At 70.6% G+C, this 17,056-nt stretch carries 17 protein-coding genes; 10 read left to right on the forward strand and 7 right to left on the reverse strand.

Translation table 11 applies throughout. The annotated features are described in order from the left end of the window. Nucleotides 1-34 precede the first annotated feature (34 nt). The 3 genes from ACVBD7_RS12005 to ACVBD7_RS12015 all read right to left on the reverse strand — a co-directional run bounded on the left by ACVBD7_RS12005 (nucleotide 35) and on the right by ACVBD7_RS12015 (nucleotide 2,580). Nucleotides 35-562: a GNAT family N-acetyltransferase gene (locus tag ACVBD7_RS12005; RefSeq protein ID WP_458093462.1), complete on the reverse strand. Its 528-nt coding sequence runs from the start codon at nucleotides 560-562 to the stop codon at nucleotides 35-37. Nucleotides 563-592: 30 nt separating this feature from the next. Further along, nucleotides 593-2,272, reverse strand: a complete 1,680-nt coding sequence (ettA, locus tag ACVBD7_RS12010; RefSeq protein WP_458093464.1) for an energy-dependent translational throttle protein EttA — start codon at nucleotides 2,270-2,272, stop codon at nucleotides 593-595. A 116-nt stretch (nucleotides 2,273-2,388) separates the two neighbouring features. Then, nucleotides 2,389-2,580, reverse strand: coding sequence for a hypothetical protein (locus tag ACVBD7_RS12015; RefSeq protein ID WP_458093466.1), 192 nt, complete (start codon nucleotides 2,578-2,580; stop codon nucleotides 2,389-2,391). Between the two features lie 287 nt (nucleotides 2,581-2,867). On the opposite strand from ACVBD7_RS12015, the gene ACVBD7_RS12020 reads away from it, so the two are divergent. Next, nucleotides 2,868-3,443, forward strand: a complete 576-nt coding sequence (locus ACVBD7_RS12020) for a LysE family translocator (protein WP_458093468.1) — start codon at nucleotides 2,868-2,870, stop codon at nucleotides 3,441-3,443. A gap of 72 nt (nucleotides 3,444-3,515) precedes the next feature. On the opposite strand, the gene ACVBD7_RS12025 is transcribed toward ACVBD7_RS12020, so the two are convergent. Then, complete coding sequence (locus ACVBD7_RS12025) at nucleotides 3,516-4,217, reverse strand: SH3 domain-containing protein (RefSeq protein ID WP_458093470.1); 702 nt, start codon at nucleotides 4,215-4,217, stop codon at nucleotides 3,516-3,518. Nucleotides 4,218-4,279: 62 nt separating this feature from the next. Continuing rightward, complete coding sequence (locus tag ACVBD7_RS12030) at nucleotides 4,280-4,738, reverse strand: GNAT family N-acetyltransferase (protein WP_458093471.1); 459 nt, start codon at nucleotides 4,736-4,738, stop codon at nucleotides 4,280-4,282. Nucleotides 4,739-4,911: 173 nt separating this feature from the next. Here ACVBD7_RS12030 and ACVBD7_RS12035 point away from each other — a divergent pair, with 173 nt between their 5' ends. From ACVBD7_RS12035 to ACVBD7_RS12060, 6 genes are all read left to right on the forward strand, one after another. Then, entirely contained in the window at nucleotides 4,912-5,343 is a 432-nt protein-coding gene (locus ACVBD7_RS12035; RefSeq protein WP_458097692.1) for an OsmC family protein, read from the forward strand. Between the two features lie 80 nt (nucleotides 5,344-5,423). Next, nucleotides 5,424-7,007: an ABC transporter substrate-binding protein gene (locus tag ACVBD7_RS12040; protein WP_458093473.1), complete on the forward strand. Its 1,584-nt coding sequence runs from the start codon at nucleotides 5,424-5,426 to the stop codon at nucleotides 7,005-7,007. A gap of 60 nt (nucleotides 7,008-7,067) precedes the next feature. Continuing rightward, on the forward strand, nucleotides 7,068-8,330 hold the full coding sequence (locus ACVBD7_RS12045) for an aminopeptidase (protein WP_458093474.1): 1,263 nt from the start codon (nucleotides 7,068-7,070) through the stop codon (nucleotides 8,328-8,330). Nucleotides 8,331-8,354: 24 nt separating this feature from the next. Next, nucleotides 8,355-8,759, forward strand: a complete 405-nt coding sequence (locus ACVBD7_RS12050; RefSeq protein ID WP_458093475.1) for a DUF2946 family protein — start codon at nucleotides 8,355-8,357, stop codon at nucleotides 8,757-8,759. 64 nt (nucleotides 8,760-8,823) lie between these two features. Beyond that, nucleotides 8,824-9,306: a copper chaperone PCu(A)C gene (locus tag ACVBD7_RS12055; protein ID WP_458093476.1), complete on the forward strand. Its 483-nt coding sequence runs from the start codon at nucleotides 8,824-8,826 to the stop codon at nucleotides 9,304-9,306. Nucleotides 9,307-9,319: 13 nt separating this feature from the next. Then, entirely contained in the window at nucleotides 9,320-9,853 is a 534-nt protein-coding gene (locus ACVBD7_RS12060; protein ID WP_458093477.1) for a YcnI family protein, read from the forward strand. Nucleotides 9,854-9,919: 66 nt separating this feature from the next. Here the strand turns inward: ACVBD7_RS12060 and ACVBD7_RS12065 are convergent, their stop codons facing one another. After that, nucleotides 9,920-11,503 (reverse strand): ABC transporter substrate-binding protein, encoded by a 1,584-nt coding sequence (locus ACVBD7_RS12065; protein WP_458097693.1) that lies wholly within the window; start codon nucleotides 11,501-11,503, stop codon nucleotides 9,920-9,922. Between the two features lie 243 nt (nucleotides 11,504-11,746). On the opposite strand from ACVBD7_RS12065, the gene ACVBD7_RS12070 reads away from it, so the two are divergent. Continuing rightward, nucleotides 11,747-12,943: an amidohydrolase gene (locus ACVBD7_RS12070; protein ID WP_458093478.1), complete on the forward strand. Its 1,197-nt coding sequence runs from the start codon at nucleotides 11,747-11,749 to the stop codon at nucleotides 12,941-12,943. A 19-nt stretch (nucleotides 12,944-12,962) separates the two neighbouring features. Here ACVBD7_RS12070 and ACVBD7_RS12075 read toward each other — a convergent pair whose 3' ends face one another. After that, nucleotides 12,963-15,041, reverse strand: a complete 2,079-nt coding sequence (locus tag ACVBD7_RS12075) for a prolyl oligopeptidase family serine peptidase (protein WP_458093479.1) — start codon at nucleotides 15,039-15,041, stop codon at nucleotides 12,963-12,965. A gap of 219 nt (nucleotides 15,042-15,260) precedes the next feature. Here ACVBD7_RS12075 and ACVBD7_RS12080 point away from each other — a divergent pair, with 219 nt between their 5' ends. Further along, on the forward strand, nucleotides 15,261-15,938 hold the full coding sequence (locus tag ACVBD7_RS12080) for an RraA family protein (protein ID WP_458093480.1): 678 nt from the start codon (nucleotides 15,261-15,263) through the stop codon (nucleotides 15,936-15,938). Next, a complete protein-coding gene (locus ACVBD7_RS12085) occupies nucleotides 15,935-17,038 on the forward strand; it encodes an Ldh family oxidoreductase (protein WP_458093481.1) in 1,104 nt (367 codons plus the stop codon). The genes ACVBD7_RS12080 and ACVBD7_RS12085 overlap by 4 nt, the downstream gene beginning before the upstream one ends. The last annotated feature ends 18 nt before the right edge of the window (nucleotides 17,039-17,056 follow it).

Genomic DNA, 17,056 nt, shown 5'->3' on the forward strand with positions numbered 1-17,056 from the left:
CCGTGATGATGATCACCCTTTGGGTTCGGCGCCGTTAAGGCTGGCTGCGGCTCTCGTAGACGATCATGCGGTGGCCGGCATTGGTGAACTCGCCGGCCGGCGCCATCCCGATATCGGCCATCACGGAGCGGGAAGAGGCGTTGCTCTCCCGCGCAATGGCGATGATACGGCGCAGCCCGGCGGCGTGGCCGAATTGCAGCGCCGCCCTGGCCGCTTCCCGCGCATAGCCCTTGCCCCGGCATTCCGGCCAGAGCGCATAGCGCAGCGCGACGCCGCGCCCGTCCGGCCGCTCCATCAGTCCGGTGATGCCAAGAAAGGCACCATCTTCCGTGCGATGGACGGCCCAGGTGCCGTAGCCGCGCACCTCCCAGAAATCCATGTCGTCGGCCAGCTCCTCCTCCGTCCGCTCAGGAGTGCGGACGCCGTGGAGCATGTAGCCGAAGACCTCCGGCGCGGATTTCAGCCGCACCAAGTCGGGAAGGTTCTCCTTCCCGACCGGGAGCAGCGTCAGCCGCGGCGTGCGGACCACGCGCGAGACGAGGAGCCGGGTGGCGGTTTGCACGCCGCCGGCCCTACCCGGTGATCCCTGCCCTCACCGGGTCAGCGGCCGGTACTTGATCCGGTGCGGCTCGTCCGCCGCTGCGCCCATGCGGCGCTTCTTGTCGGCCTCATAGGCCTGGTAGTTGCCCTCGAACCACTCGACATGGCTGTCGCCCTCGAAGGCGAGGATGTGGGTGGCCAGCCGGTCCAGGAACCAGCGGTCATGCGAGATGATGACCGCGCAGCCCGCGAAATCGGTCAGCGCCTCCTCGAGCGCGCGCAGCGTGTCCACGTCAAGGTCGTTGGTCGGCTCGTCGAGCAGCAGCACGTTGTGCGGGTTGCGCAGCATCTTCGCGAGGTGCACGCGATTGCGCTCGCCGCCGGAGAGCACGCCCACCGGCTTCTGCTGGTCGCCACCCTTGAAGTTGAAGGCGGCGGCGTAGGCGCGCGAGGGCACCTGCCGCTTGCCCATAGTGATGAGCTCCTGCCCGTCGGAGATCTCCTGCCAGACGGTCTTCTTGTCATCCAGCGTGTCGCGGCTCTGGTCCACATAGCCCAGCTGGACGCTGTCGCCGATCACCATGGTGCCGGAGTCCGGCTCCTCGCGCTTGGTGATCATCTTGAACAGCGTGGTCTTGCCGGCGCCGTTCGGGCCGATGACGCCGACGATGCCGCCGGGCGGCAACTTGAAGGACAGGTCGTCGATCAGCAGGCGGTTGCCGAAGGCCTTGCGGATGTTCTCCGCAGTGATGACGATGTTGCCCAGGCGGGGCGCGGGCGGGATCTGGATCTCGGTGGGGTCCGGCGCCTTGTCGAGGCTCTTCTGCAGCAGCTCCTCATAGGCCTGGATACGCGCCTTGCTCTTGGACTGGCGAGCGGCCGGGCTGCGGCCGATCCACTCCTGCTCCTCGGCCAGCTGGCGCTGGCGGGTGCTCTCCTCCTTCTCCTCCTGGGCCAGGCGCTTACGCTTGGCGGTGAGGTAGGCGGAGTAGTTGCCCTCGTAGGGGATGCCCCTGCCGCGATCGACCTCGAGGATCCAATTGGTCACGTTGTCGAGGAAGTAGCGGTCGTGCGTGACGATGAGCACCGCGCCCTCGTAGTCGCGCAGCGTCTTCTCGAGCCAGGAGACGCTCTCGGCGTCCAGATGGTTCGTCGGCTCGTCGAGTAGCAGCAGCTCGGGCTTTTCGAGCAGCAGCTTGCACAGCGCCACGCGCCGGCGCTCGCCGCCCGAGAGATGCGTCACCGCGCTCTCGGCGGGCGGGCAGCGCAGGGCGTCGAGCGCGATGTCCACGCGGCGGTCGATGTCCCAGCCATCGGCGGCGTCGATCCGCTCCTGCAGCTCGGCCTGCTCGGCGAGGAGGGTGTTCATCTCGTCCTCGGACATCTCCTCGGCGAACTTCATGCTGATCTCGTTGAAGCGCTCGAGATCGGCGTTCAGCCCGGCAAAGGCAGCCCGAACATTCTCGCCGACATTCTTCGCGGGATCGAGATGCGGCTCCTGCGACAGATAGCCGACGCGCACGCCCTCGGCGGCCCAGGCCTCGCCGCCGAACTCCTTGTCCTGCCCCGCCATGATCCGCATCAGCGTGGACTTGCCGGCGCCGTTGGGGCCGAGCACGCCGATCTTCACGGTGGGAAGGAAGGAGAGGGTGATGCCCTTGAAGACCTCACGGCCGCCCGGATAGGACTTGGTGAGATCCTTCATGACGTAGATGTACTGGTAGGCGGCCATGGTCGGGGCTCCGGAGGCGTGCTTCAGCGCCGCCTTCTAACGGCGGCACCCCTGCACGCCAAGGCAAGGGTTAGGGGGATCGGCCCCGCCATCGGGCAGGGCCCGTGCTCAGGGCATCAGCGCCATTTCGGCGTGCGGTCCCGCGATATGCGGGTGGGTGCGTGGAAGTCGGGCGGCTTGCCGGCTACCCAGGCGAGGAACTCGGCGAGTCGGGGTTCCGCACGCAGTGCCTCCGGGTCCGCCAGGTCCCGGGCCAATTCGGCCTCGGTGAAGCGCGCATGGATGGCCTGATGGCAGATATGATGCATCCGGACCGTTCCGCGATGGGTGCCGCCCTTCAGCCGGGGCACGAGGTGGTGACGGCTGGCGCGGGCGCCCGGCGGGATTGGGCGGAGGCAAAGTGGGCAAGGCGCTTCCTCGGCCGGCTCGGGAAGCTCCCCTCCCCGCCGGGCGGCGCGCTTTTCATGGCGTCGGGACACGCTCAGTAGATGGGCAGCCCGGCGCCGCGCGAAAAGTCCCACCGGCTTGGCGGCCTGCCCGGGCCGGGCGATAGAAGGCGGCGTGCGGGCGGGGAATGCCCGCCCAAGGAAGGCCCATGCAGGATCCGACGCTCTTCGTCCTTACCGTACTGCTGATCCTCGGCACGCCGGGGCCGACCAACACGCTGCTGGCCACCTCGGGTGGTACAGCCGGGTTCCGCCGCTCCCTGCCGCTGGTTCCGGCGGAAACCGCGGGGTACCTCATCTCGATCCTCACCATCGGGCTGGCGATCGGGCCGGTAATCGCCTCCGCTCCGGCAGTCGCCATCGGGCTGCGGCTGGCGGTGGGTGCCTATCTTGTCTGGCTGGCGGTGAAGCTGTGGCGCCAGGGGGCGGTGGATCTGTCGGCGGTGCCGGTCACGCCCCGCCAGATCTTCGTGACGACCCTGCTCAACCCCAAGGCGCTGGTCTTTGCCCTCGGTGTCATTCCTTTTGGAACGGCGGTGTGGTGGCCCTATCTGTTAGGCTTTGTCGGGCTGCTGGTCAGCGTGGCGCTGTGCTGGATTGCTATCGGTGCGGCGCTCGGGCGCGCTGCCGGGGCCATCGGGCGGGCCGGGCTCGTGCCGCGGGTCGGGGCGGCGGCGGTCGGCGGCTTCGCGGTGCTGATCGTGGTGGGGCCACTGCTGCGCTGAGCGGTCCCGCTCAACACCATCCGGCAAAACGGCCCGGGCGGTCTGGCGGCAGTGCACCGCCAGACCTTCGCATCACTCCGGCCGGCCGCGCCCACGATCGTCGCCGCGGTCACCCCGATCGCCCGGATCCCGGTCACCACGGAAGCCGGGGCCGCGGTCGCCGGGCCCGCGCCCATCCGGTCCGCCGCGATCGTCACGCCAGTTCGGGCGATCCCCACGGCGCTCGCGCCACTCGTCACGGCGTTCCTCGCGCCGCTCCTCACGCCAATCCGCCCGGCGGTCGCGCGGGCCGTCCCGCCAATCCGGGCCGCGGTCCGGCCCACGGCCCGGTCCGTCGCGCCAGCCCGGAGGCGGCGGCTCGCGGAAGGCCGCGCGGGGCGGCGGCCCGCCACCCCAGCGGTCACGGTCGGAGTACCAGGATCGGCCGCGATAGTGGCTGCCCCAGTAGTCGCCAAAGCTGAAGGTCACGACCGGAACGCCGGCCCGCGGCGTGTCCTGCACCAGCGGCACGCGCCGATCCTCGTACAGGTACTGCAGGTAGTTGGAGGAGACCCAGCCGCGCACCTGGCCGAAGCCCACATCGCACCAGCTGTAGCCCTGGAGGCAGCCGAAGATCTCCACACCGGCGCCGGAGGGAACGACGGTGACCTGGGGATAGCTCGTCCCCGGGCCGGCACGCAGATTCACGTTGCCGGTGGCGAAGCCGGGGGCGGCCAGGGCGGGGCCGGCGAGGCCCAGGAGCAGGGCGGCGACGGGGAGCATGGCGGTTCGCATGGGGGACCTCTCCCGCTGTGGTGGGGGGACAACGCCGGACCGGCCGCCGCGCTTCGCGGAAATCAGGGCATTTCCTGGGCACGTTTGCGCAACGGGCGGGAGAAATCGGGCCCGGTCGGCACGAAGCCGAGCGCCCCGAGGAAGGCGGCGCCGCCCTCCTCCCCTTCCGGCACGGCAGCATCCAGGCGGTCGCAACCGGCCGTGCGGGCCGCTTGGGACCCGGCCTTGATGAGCAGGCGACCGATGCCGTTGCGTCGCTCCTCCTCCGCCACGGCGAGCGCGCCGATCCGGGCAACGGGGCGGTCCGAGTCGAGGGCGGGGTGCCAGTGCAGGGCGATCGCGCCGATCACCGCGCCGTTCCAGCCGGTGGCGACGAGCACGGCCGAGGCCGGGTCGCGCAGCACCGCCTCCATCCGTTGCGCCATGCTGCGCGAAGTGCCGCCCAGAAGGGCCGCGAGATCGGCCGCATCAGCGGGCAGCGCGGACCGCAGGTCCACGCCGTATCGGGTTCCGGTCGCCATACCGCCCTCCGTTCCGTGCAGCGCCCATCCGCCGGCCGCATCGCCATCGACCTGGCCGCGTTGGCATGGCGTCCGGACCATCCGCCCCGATATGAGGGCGGGCGACCCGCCGTGACAGAGAGACGGGCATCCCGCACGGTTTCGGCGCGGGCCCGGTACCCGACAATGGAGAGATAGCGATGAAGAAGAGCGGTTCCGCCACCTGGCAGGGTGGCTTCAAGGACGGGCGCGGCACGATCTCGACCGAGAGCGGCGCCATGGAGTCCCATCCCTACGGCTATGCGATGCGCTTCGAGGGCGTGAAGGGGACCAACCCCGAGGAGCTGATCGGCGCCGCCCATGCCGGCTGCTTCACCATGGCGCTGTCCGCCATCCTTGGCGGGGCCGGGCTGACGGCCGAGCGGATGGAGACCAAGGCCGACGTCACCCTCGACAAGGTGGGAGAAGGCTTCGAGATCACGAAGATCCACCTGACGCTGCGCGCCAAGGTGCCGGGCACGGATGATGCCGGGTTCCAGGAGCTGGCAGCCAAGGCGAAGGCCGGCTGCCCCGTTTCCAAGGTGCTGCGCGCCGAGATCACGATGGAGGCGACGCTGGAGGCCTGAGGCCCCGCGTGCCCGCGCCGCCTTGCTTGACAGGGCGGCGCGGGCTGCCCCCTGCTCCCACCTCTGCAAGGGGATGCACCATGACGACACGCCGCGCCTTCCTGGGCACCGCCGCCGCCCTGGTCTCCGCCCCCGCACTCGCCCAGGGCGAGGCCGCGCAGGTGCTTCGCTTCGTGCCGCAGGCGGATGTGACCTCCCTCGATCCGCTCTCGACCACCTCCTACGCCGTCCGCAATCACGCGCATCTGTGCTGGGACACGCTCTACGGGCTGGATTCGGCCTTCCGCCCGCAGCCGCAGCTCGCCGAAGGGCATGTGGTGGAGGATGGCGGCCTGCGCTGGACCTTCACCCTGCGCGACGGCCCAACCTTCCACGATGGCGAGAAGATCCGCGCCGCCGATGCCGTTGCCTCGATCCGCCGCTGGATGGGGCGCGACACGCACGGGCAGACGCTAGCGCCGCGGGTGGAGGAAATCCGTGCGTTGGACGACCGGCGCTTCCAGATCCGTCTGCGCCGTCCCTTCGGCGTGATGCTGGACGCGCTGGGCAAGTCCTCCTCCTACCCCTGCTTCATCATGCCTGAGCGGTTCGCCACCCTGCCGACAACGGCGCCGGTGACGGAGATCGTCGGCTCCGGCCCGTACCGCTTCGTGGCGGAGGAGCGGCGGGCAGGCTCGCTGGCCGTGTACCGCCGCTACGGCCGGTATTCGCCCGCGCCGGGCGGCGAAGTGGCGGTCACCTCCGGCCCCAAGCTCGCGCATTTCGAGCGGCTGGAATGGCACCACCTGCCCGATCCCTCCACGACCGGCGCCGCGCTGCAGGCGGGTGAGATCGACTGGTGGGAGCGCATCGCGCCCGACCTGCGCCCGCTGCTCGCCCGCCGGCGGGACGTGGTGGTGGACCGGATCGAGACCCAGGGCACGGTGGCCATGCTGCGCCCCAACCATCTGCACGCGCCCTTTGACGACCCGGCCGTGCGCCGCACCCTGCTGGCCGGCATCAGCCAGGCCGATGTGATGGCCGCCATCATGGGCGACGACCGCAGCCGCTGGCGCGACGGGATGGGCTGCTTCCCGCCGGATGCCTTCCTGGCCTCGGATGCGGGGCTCGCGGCCGTGACGGGCCCGCGCGACATAGCCGCTGCCCGCGCCGCGCTGGCCGCCACGGGCAAGGCGGGCGCGAAGGTCGTGTTCCTCAACCCCGCAGACCAGGTGAACAACAGCAACGCCACCCTGGTCTGCGCCGATGCGATGCGGCGGATGGGCTTCGAGGTGGATCTGGCGACCTCGGACTGGGGCACGATGCTGGCGCGCCGCGCGAAAAAGGAGCCGCCGTCCCAGGGCGGGTGGAACGCCGTCTATGTCGCCTTCGGGGGCGAGGACCTGACAAATCCCGGCGGCCATCCGCTGCTGCGCGGCAACGGCGCCGATGCCTGGTTCGGCTGGCCCAACAGCCCGAAGCTGGAGGCGCTGCGCGACGAGTGGCTGGAGGCGCCAGATGCCGAGGCGCAGAAGCGCGTCGGGCGCGCCGTGCAGGCGCAGTTCTTCGAGGACGTGCCCTTCGTGCCGCTCGGGCAGTACTTCCTCGACAGCGCGTACCGGCGCGGGCTGAAGGTGGAGCGGCGGGGAATGACCTTGCCGCTGAACGTGAGGCGGGAGGCGTAGGCCACCCCCTTGCCCATCCCTGTCCCGGCTCTGATCTTGGCCGGGACAGGAGTACCGACCATGGATCTCGCCACCCCCACCGCCCTTTCGCCCGCCACGGGCACCGCCGACCCTCGCCTCGACCGCCTTGCCGAGCTGGCCGTGAAGGTGGGCCTCGGCCTCGTGCCGGGGCAGGAGCTGGTGATGACGGCGCCGATCGAGGCGCTGCCTCTGGCCCGGCTGATCACCGCCCATGCCTACAAGGCCGGTGCCTCGCTGGTGACCACGCTGTTCTCGGACGAGCAGTCGGCCCTGCTGCGCTACCAGCACGCCCCGGATGCCAGCTTCGACACCTCCACCCCTTGGCTGTTCGAGGGCATGGCGGCGGCCTTCCGCGGCAATGCCGCGCGGCTGGCCATCGTGGGCTCGGACCCCTCGCTACTCTCGGCGCAGGACCCGGCGAAGGTCGCCCGCGCCAACCGGGCGCAGAGCAAGGCCTATCGCCCCGCGCTGGACCTCATCGTGGACAGCCACATCAACTGGACGCTGGTTCCCTTCGCCCATCCCGCTTGGGCGCAGGCCGTCTTCCCCGGCGCGACGCAGAAGGACGCGGTGCGGCGGCTGTGGGATGCCATCTACTCGACCACGCGCGTGGACATGCCCGACCCGATCGCCGCCTGGGCCGAGCACAACGCGAAGCTGAAGGCGCGGCAGGACCGGCTGAACGCGCAGAACTTCCACGCCCTGCATTTCCGCGGCCCGGGCACGGACCTGATCGTCGGCCTGGCCGAGGGCCATGCTTGGATGGGCGGGGCGAGTAAGGCCAAGAACGGCATCTACGGCAACCCGAACATCCCGACGGAGGAGGTGTTCACCACCCCGCATCGCGCGATGACGCAGGGCGTGGTGTCCGCCACCAAGCCGCTCTCCCACCAGGGCACGCTCATCGACGGCATCCGCGTGCGCTTCGAGGCGGGCGCGATCGTGGAGGCGCAGGCCAGCAAGGGCCAGGCGGTGCTGGAGCAGATGATCTCCACCGACGAGGGCGCGCGCCAGCTCGGCGAGGTGGCGCTCGTCCCCTCCTCCAACCCGATCTCGCGCTCCGGCATCCTGTTCCTGAACACCCTGTTCGACGAGAACGCGGCCAGCCACATTGCCCTCGGCCAGGCCTATTCGAAGTGCTTCGTCGCGGAGTTCTCCGAGGAGGAGCTGGTCCGGCGTGGCGCCAACCGCAGCCTGATCCATGTGGACTGGATGATCGGCTCGCCGGAAGTGGAGGTGGACGGGCTGGATGCCGCCGGGGGCCGCACCCCCGTGATGCGCGGCGGGGAGTGGTTGGACTGACCGGATGTGGACTGACCGGGCAAGGTGACTTCGGCGGGCGGCGGGCGTAACACCGCCGCCATGCGCCGCTTCCGGCCCGGCCTCATGCGCCTTCTCGGACTGCTGCTGCTGCTCCAATGGGGCGCGGCGACGGTGCCGCATGCGCGCGCTTTGGTGGCCATCAGTGACGCCATGCTGGTGGAGCTGTGCAGCCCGCACGGGGCGCGCAGCCTGCTGGTCGATGGCGATGGCCAGCCGATCCAAGAGCAGGCGGCGCCGGATTGCTGCGCCCTGTGCCTCGGGCCCGCTTCCGTACCGCCGCCCGTCTCCGCCGTGCCGCCGGTGCCAGTGGGCTTCGTGCTGGCGACGGCGCCGCTGGCCCGAGCCGGCCTGCCCCCGCTGCCGCCACGCGCACCGCCGCAGCTTCCGCGCGCCCCACCCCAGGCCTGATCCGCCGACCTCCGCCGTATTCGGGCGCGCCGAGACGCGCCCCCGGACCATCAAGGATCAGACCATGACCATTCATCGTCGTACCGTGGCCGCCCTGGCCGCGCTGGGCGCCTTCGCGCTCGTCTCCCCGCTCGCCGCGCAGCAGAGCGCCACCACCGGCATCACCATCGAGCAGCCCTGGGCCCGCGCGGCGATCCAGGGCGGCACCGGCGGCGCCTTCCTCACCATCCGCAACGCCGGCACGCAGCCCGACCGCCTGCTCTCCGCCAGCAGCCCCGCCGCACGCACGACCGAGGTGCATGAGACCGTGCGCGAGGGGGATGTGATGCGGATGCGCCCCGTGGCGGCCCTGGATGTCCCGGCGGGCGGCAGCGTCGCGCTGCGGCCGGGCGGTGCGCATGTGATGCTGATCGGCCTCGCCCAGGCACTGCGGCCGGGGACCACCCTGCCCTTGACGCTCACCTTCGAGCGGGCTGGCACGGTCGAGGTGCAGGTCGCCGTGCAGGCCGCCGGCGCCGCTGCGCCCGGCGCCGCGCACCACCACTGAAGGGGGCGGGACCATGACCTTCCGCATCCCTGCGGCGCTCGGCATTCTGGCCGTGCTGGCCGCTGCCCCGGCCGGCGCACATGTCGTGCTGGATCAGACCGAGGCGCCTGCGAACGCCTATGTTCGCGTCGCCCTCCGTGTTGGCCATGGCTGCGCGGGCGGGGCGGCAACCACGGCTATCCGCCTGACCGTGCCGCCCGAGCTGCGCGGCGCGCGGCCCATGCCGCATCCCGGCTGGACGCTGAGCCTGCCCGGCGCCGCGGCAGACGCCCATAGCGGGCATGGCGGGCACGCGGCGCATGGCGCGCCCGCAGCGCCAGCGGCCGCACCCGGCGAGATCGCCTGGACTGGCGGGCGGCTGGACGACGCGATGTTCGACGAATTCGTCCTGCTCATCCGCACCCCGGCCGAGGCAGGCACCGTGATCGCCTTCCCCGTGGTGCAGGAGTGCGAGGGTGGCGTGGTGTCGCGCTGGACGGAGCGGCCGGCTGAAGGTGCACGCGCGGCCTCTCCCGCTCCGCTGCTGCGGGTGGTCGCGGGCCGCTAGCCTGGGCCGCCGCGCTCCGGTGGGGCGCGGCGGGGCGGGACCTGGTCCGGCGGGTCTCCCGCCCGCTCAGCCCCGCTTCACGCCCATCGCCACCGTGTACTCGTCGGCGCGCGCCTCGTAGGTCATGCCGTTGCGCAACGCCCAGATGTTCTTCTGCATGTGCAGCGTCACCAGCGCCACATCCTCCATCGCCATCCGCATGGCCTGCTTGAAGATGTCCTCCCGCTTCTCGTCATCAGCGGTGCGGAGCCCCTCCTCCACCAGGGCATCCACGGCCGCGTTGGAATAGCCGCTGAAGTTGACCGTGCCGAAGCCCTTGTCGGGGATGCGCGTCGTCAGGTTGCCGCGCAGGGCGGAGGAGGGATCGCCGCTCGTCGCCCAACCGATCAGCATGGCCGACATGTCGTTGCGCGCCTGCCGCTGCGCGAGCACGGCGAAGGGCACAGCCTCAACCCGCGTCCGCACGCCGATGCGCTGCCACATCTGCCCGATCGCCTGGATGATCTGCGCGTCGTTCACATAGCGGTTGTTGGGGCCGATCAGGGTGATCTGGAACCCGTTGGGGTAACCCGCCTCAGTCAGCAGCGCCTTCGCGCGGTCCGCGTTGAAGGCGGGGGCAGGCAGGTCGGCGACGAAGCCGTTGGAGCCCGGTGGCATCATCTGGCCCGTGGGAGTGGCGGCGCCTTGCATCACGCGGTCCACGATGGCCTGGCGGTTGATGGCGATGGACAGTGCCTGCCGCACGCGCAGGTCGCGCAGCGGGTTGCGGTCCAGCTTCTGCCCGTCCGGCCCGGTGATGTAGGGCGAGACCTCGTTCGCGGTATCCAGCTTCAGGTAGATGCAGCGCAGGCTCGGCATTTCGGAGAAGGTGATGCCGGGGGTGCTGCGCAGGCGCGGCATGTCGTTGGGCGGCACGACATCGATCATTTGCACGTCGCCGGACAGCAGGGCGGCCACGCGCACGCCGTCATTGGCGGCGAAGCGGTAGGTCACCTGCGCCCATTCCGGCTTCTCGCCCCAATAGGCGTCGTTCCGTGCCATCACCACGCGATCGTCCGGGATGAAGCTGGCGAGGCGGAAGGGGCCGGTACCGATGACGGCGCGACCGTTGTTGAAGTCACCGGTCGAGACGCTGTCACCCACGGACTTGCAGATGATGTAGACCATGCTGAGATCCTGCGGCAGCAGGGGGTACACGCCCGCGGTTTTGAAGTGGATCGTGTGCGGGTCCACCACCTCGGAGGCGATGATCGCCTTGGTGTAGATGGAGAAGGACCCCGGGCTGTTCACCACGTTTGGGATGCGCTTGAGGGTGAACAGCACGTCCTCGGCCGTGAAGTCCTGGCCGTTGCTGAACTTCACGCCGCGGCGGAGCCTGAACTCCCAGGTCGTGTCGTCCACCAGCCGCCATGATTCCGCGAGGCCGGGGCGGAGCTGCGCCTTTGCATCGCGCCCGACGAGCTGGTCGAAGAAGTGTTCGGCCATCATGTTGTTGGGCGAGAGCGTGTGGTAGTGCGGATCGAGCGTCGTCGGCGGTGCCGCGACGGCCAGGTTCAGCATTCCCGAGGCCTGGGCCCGGGCAGGGCCGCCGGTGAGAAGCGCGGCGGCAGGCAGGGCGAAAAGGCCGCGTCGGGGCATCACGGCATTCATGCGGACCATGAACGTCTCCATCACGGTTCGATGACTGCGCTCTGCCCCGGAGGTCCCCTTGTTCCGGCGACGCTCGGGCGGATTGCGGCATGGCGGCCGGGAAAGGTCAATGTTTCCGTGCGTTCGCGTGCCCGCCCCCCTGGATTCCGGGCGCCATTGCTCGCAGTAATGGCGATCCGCCCCCGGCCGGGCGGAGCGCCGGGAGCCAGTTCGGGACCGGCTTCATCCACGAGAAGGGCAGACATGTCGCGCCAAGCCATCCTGGACGAAATCAACACCTATGCGGAGGAGCTGATCGCGATCCGCCGCGACATCCACATGCATCCCGAGACGCGCATGGAGGAGGTCCGCACCGCCGGCATCGTCGCCGAGAAACTGCGCGAATGGGGCATCGAGGTCACGGAGAAGGTGGGCGTGACGGGCGTGGTCGGCACCCTGCAGGGCAGCCGCCCCGGCCAGCGCGCCATCGGGCTGCGCGCCGACATGGATGCGCTGTTCATCGAGGAGAAGAACGGCTTCGCGCACCGCTCCACCGTGCCGGGGAAGATGCATGCCTGCGGGCATGACGGGCACACGGCGATGCTGCTGGGCGCGGCGCGCTACCTGGCTGAGCATCGCGACTTCGGCGGCGCCGTGCAGTTCATCTTCCAGCCCGCCGAGGAGGCCGCGACCGGCGCCGCGGCAATGATCAAGGACGGGCTATTCGAGCGCTTTCCGGTGGACGCCGTCTACGGCATGCACAACTCGCCCGGCATCCCCGTGGGCCAGTTCGCCACGCGGCCGGGGCCGATCCTGGCGGGGGCGGATTTCTGGAGCGTGACCTTCCGCGGTACGGGCGGGCATGGCGGCGCGGCGCCGCATCTGGCGACCGATGTGACGGTGGTGCTCGGCCATTTCCTGCTCGCCGTGCACACCATCCTGCCGCGCAACCTGCACCCGACCGAAAGCGCCGCCGTCAGCGTCGGCCACGTCTCCGGTGGCGCTTTCAACTCGCCCAATGTCATGCCGTCCGAGATGGTCGTGCGCGGCACCGCCCGCTACTTCCGCCCCGAGGCACAGGCGGTGATCCGCCGCCGCCTGGCGGAGCTGGCGGAGAGCTTGGCCACCGCCCATGGCTGCACGGCGGAATGCCTCTACGAGCCGCTCTGCCCGCCCACGGTGAACACGGCGGAGAAGGTGCCGGTCGCAACCGCCGCCGCCGCGGCGCTGGTCGGGGCAGCGAAGGTCGGCGACATCCCGCTGAGCACGGGTGGCGAGGACTTCGCCTTCATGCTGCAGGAGAAGCCGGGCGTGTTCATGCGTATCGGCAATGGCAGCAACCCCGATGGCAGCTTCCACAACGTCCACACGCCGCTCTACGACTTCAACGACGACGCGCTGGCGCTCGGCTCCGCCTATTGGGTGAGCCTGGTGCAGGAGGAGCTTGGGCTGGAGGCCTGATGATGGCGGCGGGGGCGCCTCAGGCGCCCTCCGCCTCCCAGCCGATCGCGCGGCGCAGGAAGGCCGCGCCCAGCGCCGCGAAGTTCGCCACCTCCGCATTGTCCTTGCCATAGCCGTGCCCGCCCGCCGCGGGCTCATGGAACAGGGCGGGGTACCCCAGCGCCTGCAACTTCGCCGCCATCTTGCGGGCATGGCCGGGATGCACGCGGTCGTCGCGCCGCGTGGTGGCCAGCAGGATGGGCGGGTAGGGACGGCCGGGTTCGGCGACGTGATAGGCGGACATGTGCTGCAGGAAGGCCCAGTCCTCGGGCTTGTCGGGATCGCCGTATTCCGCGATCCAGCTCGCGCCGGCAAGCAGCTTGGAGTAGCGGCGCATGTCGATCAGCGGGATGGTGCAGAACAGCGCGCCGAAGCGCTCGGGATAGCGGGTGAGCATGTTGGCGATCAGCAGCCCGCCATTCGATCCGCCCTCGGCCGCGATGCGCCCCGCGCGCGTGACGCCGCGCCGCACGAGATCGGCCGCGACCGCCGCGAAGTCGTCATGCGACAGGCGCTTGCCCTCGCGCCGCCCGGCCTCGTGCCAGCGCGTACCGAATTCGCCGCCGCCCCGAATGTTGGCAATGACGGTCGTGCCGCCCTTCTCCAGCCACAGCTTGCCCGACATTCCCTGGTAGGTGGGCAGGCGGGAGATACGGAAGCCGCCGTAGCCGGAGAGATGCACGGGCGCATCCCCGGTCTCCCCCGCCGGGCCGGTCTGCACATAGGGGATGCGCTCGCCATCAACCGAGACCGCCTCGTGGCGCGTCACCACGAGCCCGTTAGCGTCAAAGATGGGCGAGGAGCGGCGGAGGAGGAGGGGTGCCGAGAGCCCGACATCCGTCAGCAGCAGGCTCGCCGGGGTGATCGGGTCCTCCACCTGGGCGAGGAGGCTGCCATCGGATTCCTCGGCCATGCTGTCCAGCGGCCAGACATGAGCGACGCCCGCTTCGGGCAGGCCCGAGAGGCGGGCGCTGGACCAGCCCTCCGCGCCGGGGGTGAAGACGTTGAAATCGGGCCGCAGCTCATCCAGTGCGGAGACGACAAGCCGCCCGTCACACCAGAAGATGCCCTGCAGAGCACGCCGCTCCCCGGGGGTGACAAGGACCTGGAAGTCGCGGTCGCCGGCCAGGAAAGCATCCAGCCCGATGCCGAGCAGCGTGTCGGCCGCGTGCGTCGTTTCGCCCGTCGTCCAGGGGCTGCGGAGGCGCACGACCATCCAGCCCCGCTGCCAGCGGAACTCGGCATCACCGGGCAGGTCGATGCGGATGCGCGGCCCGGTGCGGTCGCCGAGATGGATGGCGGTTTCGTAGAAGCCGACCTGGTCGATGAAGACCAGCCTTCCCCCGCCCTCGCGGTCCACACCGCCCCAGGTTCCCATATGGGCCGCGTCACAGCTGAAGAGCACGGGTGCGGTCGCGGGATCGGTGCCGCGGGACCAGAGCCGGATGGTGCGCGCATAGCCCGAATGCGTGGCCATCCCCTCCCCCAGCGCGGAGGACAGCAGCAGCGTGTCCCGGTCCAGCCAGTCGGTGCCGCCCTTGGCCTCGGGCGTGACAAAGCCGTTCTCGACGAAGCGCCGCTTCTCCAGGTCGAACTCACGCATCACCACGGCATCGCCGCCGCCGCGGGACAGGCGGAGCATCGCCAGGTCATGCGTGCCGGGCAGCATGTCGGAGCCCTGCCAGACCCAGTCCGCGCCCTCAACCTGCACCAGCGCGTCGAGGTCGAGCAGGACGTCCCATTCCGGCTGGGGCTGGCGGTAGCTCTCAAGAGTGGTGCGCCGCCACAGCCCGCGTGGATGCGCGGCGTCCTGCCAGAAATTGTACAGGAAGTTCCCGCGGCGGCTGACCATGGGCAGCTTGTCGGGTCGGTCCAGCGCCGTGCGCACCGCGTCCCGGTCCGCCTCGAAGCGCGCATCGGCCAAGCGGGCAAGGGTCGCGGCGTTCTGCTCGGCCACCCAGGCCACGGCCCGCTCGCCCTCCACCTCCTCCAGCCAGATCCAGGGATCGTCATCCGGGGCGGCGAGGGTCGGGCGCGGGTCGGCGGGGCTGGCGGTCATGCCCCCTTCTAGCGGCAGTTGCGGCGCGGGCGAACCGCGCCGGGCCTCAAGGGCCGGGCCTCACGGGTTGCCAACCCGGCCCCTTCGGGCCGATCCTCCGCCACGCCGCCGAGACGGCCCGGAGAGGATCGAGAAAACGCGCGGGGCGCCCTGCTCCGCTGCTGTGCCTTTCCGCGTTGAACCCGCCGCATTCGGCGGACCGCCCAGGAGACCACCTGCATGACCATCGGCCTTCGGATCTCGGAGCGTCGGCCCGACGCGGACGCCGCGCTGATCGCCCGTGCCGCGAAGCTGCCCGTCGCCAATATCGGGGATGTGATGAACCGGCTGCAGGCAATGCGCGGCGGCTTTCTAGCTTATGGCGGCCGCCGGGCCTTCGTGGGCGCCGCGCTCACCGTGAAAGCACGGCCGGGCGATAACCTTTTCATGCACCGCGCCATCGACCTCGCGCGTCCGGGCGAGGTGATCGTCTGCGATGGCGGCGGCGATCTGAGCATCGCGCTGTCGGGTGACCTGATGATCGGCCATGCCGAGGCGCGCGGCGTCGGCGCCATGGTGATCGATGGCGCTGTGCGCGACATCGAGGGCATCCGCCGCATGGATATCGGCATCTGGGCACGCGGCGCGACGCCGGCCGGCCCATACAAGGACGGCCCGGGCGAGATCGGCTACCCCATCGCCTGCGGCGGCCAGGTGGTGATGCCGGGCGACCTGATCGCGGCCGATGAGGACGGCGTGGTCGTGATCCCGCGCGCCGAGGCGGAGGAGGTAATCGCGGCGGCCGAGAAGCACGCCGCCAAGGAAGGCGAGGTGACGGCCGCCATCAAGGGCGCCGGCTGGCCGCGCGGCTGGGTCGAAGAGACGCTGTCCGCCAAGGGCGTGCTCGTTACCCGATGAGCCCTGCAATCAGGCCGGTTCAGGCCGAGCGCGTCCGGCGCCAGATCCTCAATGTGCTCCATGCCTGGGGCATGGCGGAGGACCTGGCCGCCACCACCGCGGAAGCGATGGTGGAGACGGATCTGATGGGCATCGACAGCCACGGGCTCTCGATGCTGATGATGTACGAGACCTTCCGCAACAACGGCCAGCTCGACCTCTCCGCGCGCCCCCAGGTGGTGCTGGATGCGGCGGCGACGGCGCTGGTGGATGGCGGCGCCAATCTCGGCCATCCCAATGCCGATTTCGCCATGCGGCTGGCGGTGGAGAAGGCGAAGTCCGCCGGCATCGGCGCGGTGGGCGTGCGGAACTCGCACCATTTCGGCGCGGCCGGGCATTACGCGCGCATCGCGACCGCGGCGGGGGTGATCGGCTTCATCACCTCCTCCGCGCGCACGGTGCTGATGGTGCCGACGCGCGGCACGCTGCCGCTGCTGGGCGCCAACCCCATCGCCTTCGCCGCGCCCGCGCTGCGCAACCGGCCCTTCGTGCTGGACATCTCCACCACCACGGTCGCGGCGAACAAGGTGAAGGTCTACGACCTGAACGGGAAGCCGATCCCCGAGGGCTGGGTGGTGGATGCAGATGGGCGCGCCATCACGGATTCTGCCGAAGCCATGGACATCATCTTCAAGCAGCCGGCCGGCGGCGTGACGCCGCTGGGGGGTGCGGAGGTGACCGGCGGGCACAAGGGCTACGGGCTGGGCGTGATGGTGCAGGTTCTGTCCACCACTCTGACCGGCGCGGCTTTCGGCGCCATCCGCAACCGCACGCGCGCGCCGGGCGACCCCGACGATGTCGGCCACTTCTTCCTCGCCATCGACCCGCGCGCCTTCCGGCCCGAGGGCGGATTTGAGGACGAGATGGACGCGATGATCGACGAGATGCACGCCAACCCGCCCGCCGATCCCGCGAAGCCGGTTCTCGTCGGCGGCGATCCGGAGGCGATGGAGCGCGAGCGTCGCCTGGCGGCGGGTATTCCTGTGCCGGAGACGCTGGAACGGCATGTCCGCGACATCTGCGCGCGGTCGGGCGCGGCCTATGTGCTGAGTGACGGCTGACACCAAGAAAAACCAGGG

This window comes from Roseomonas sp. WA12 (assembly GCF_054165765.1).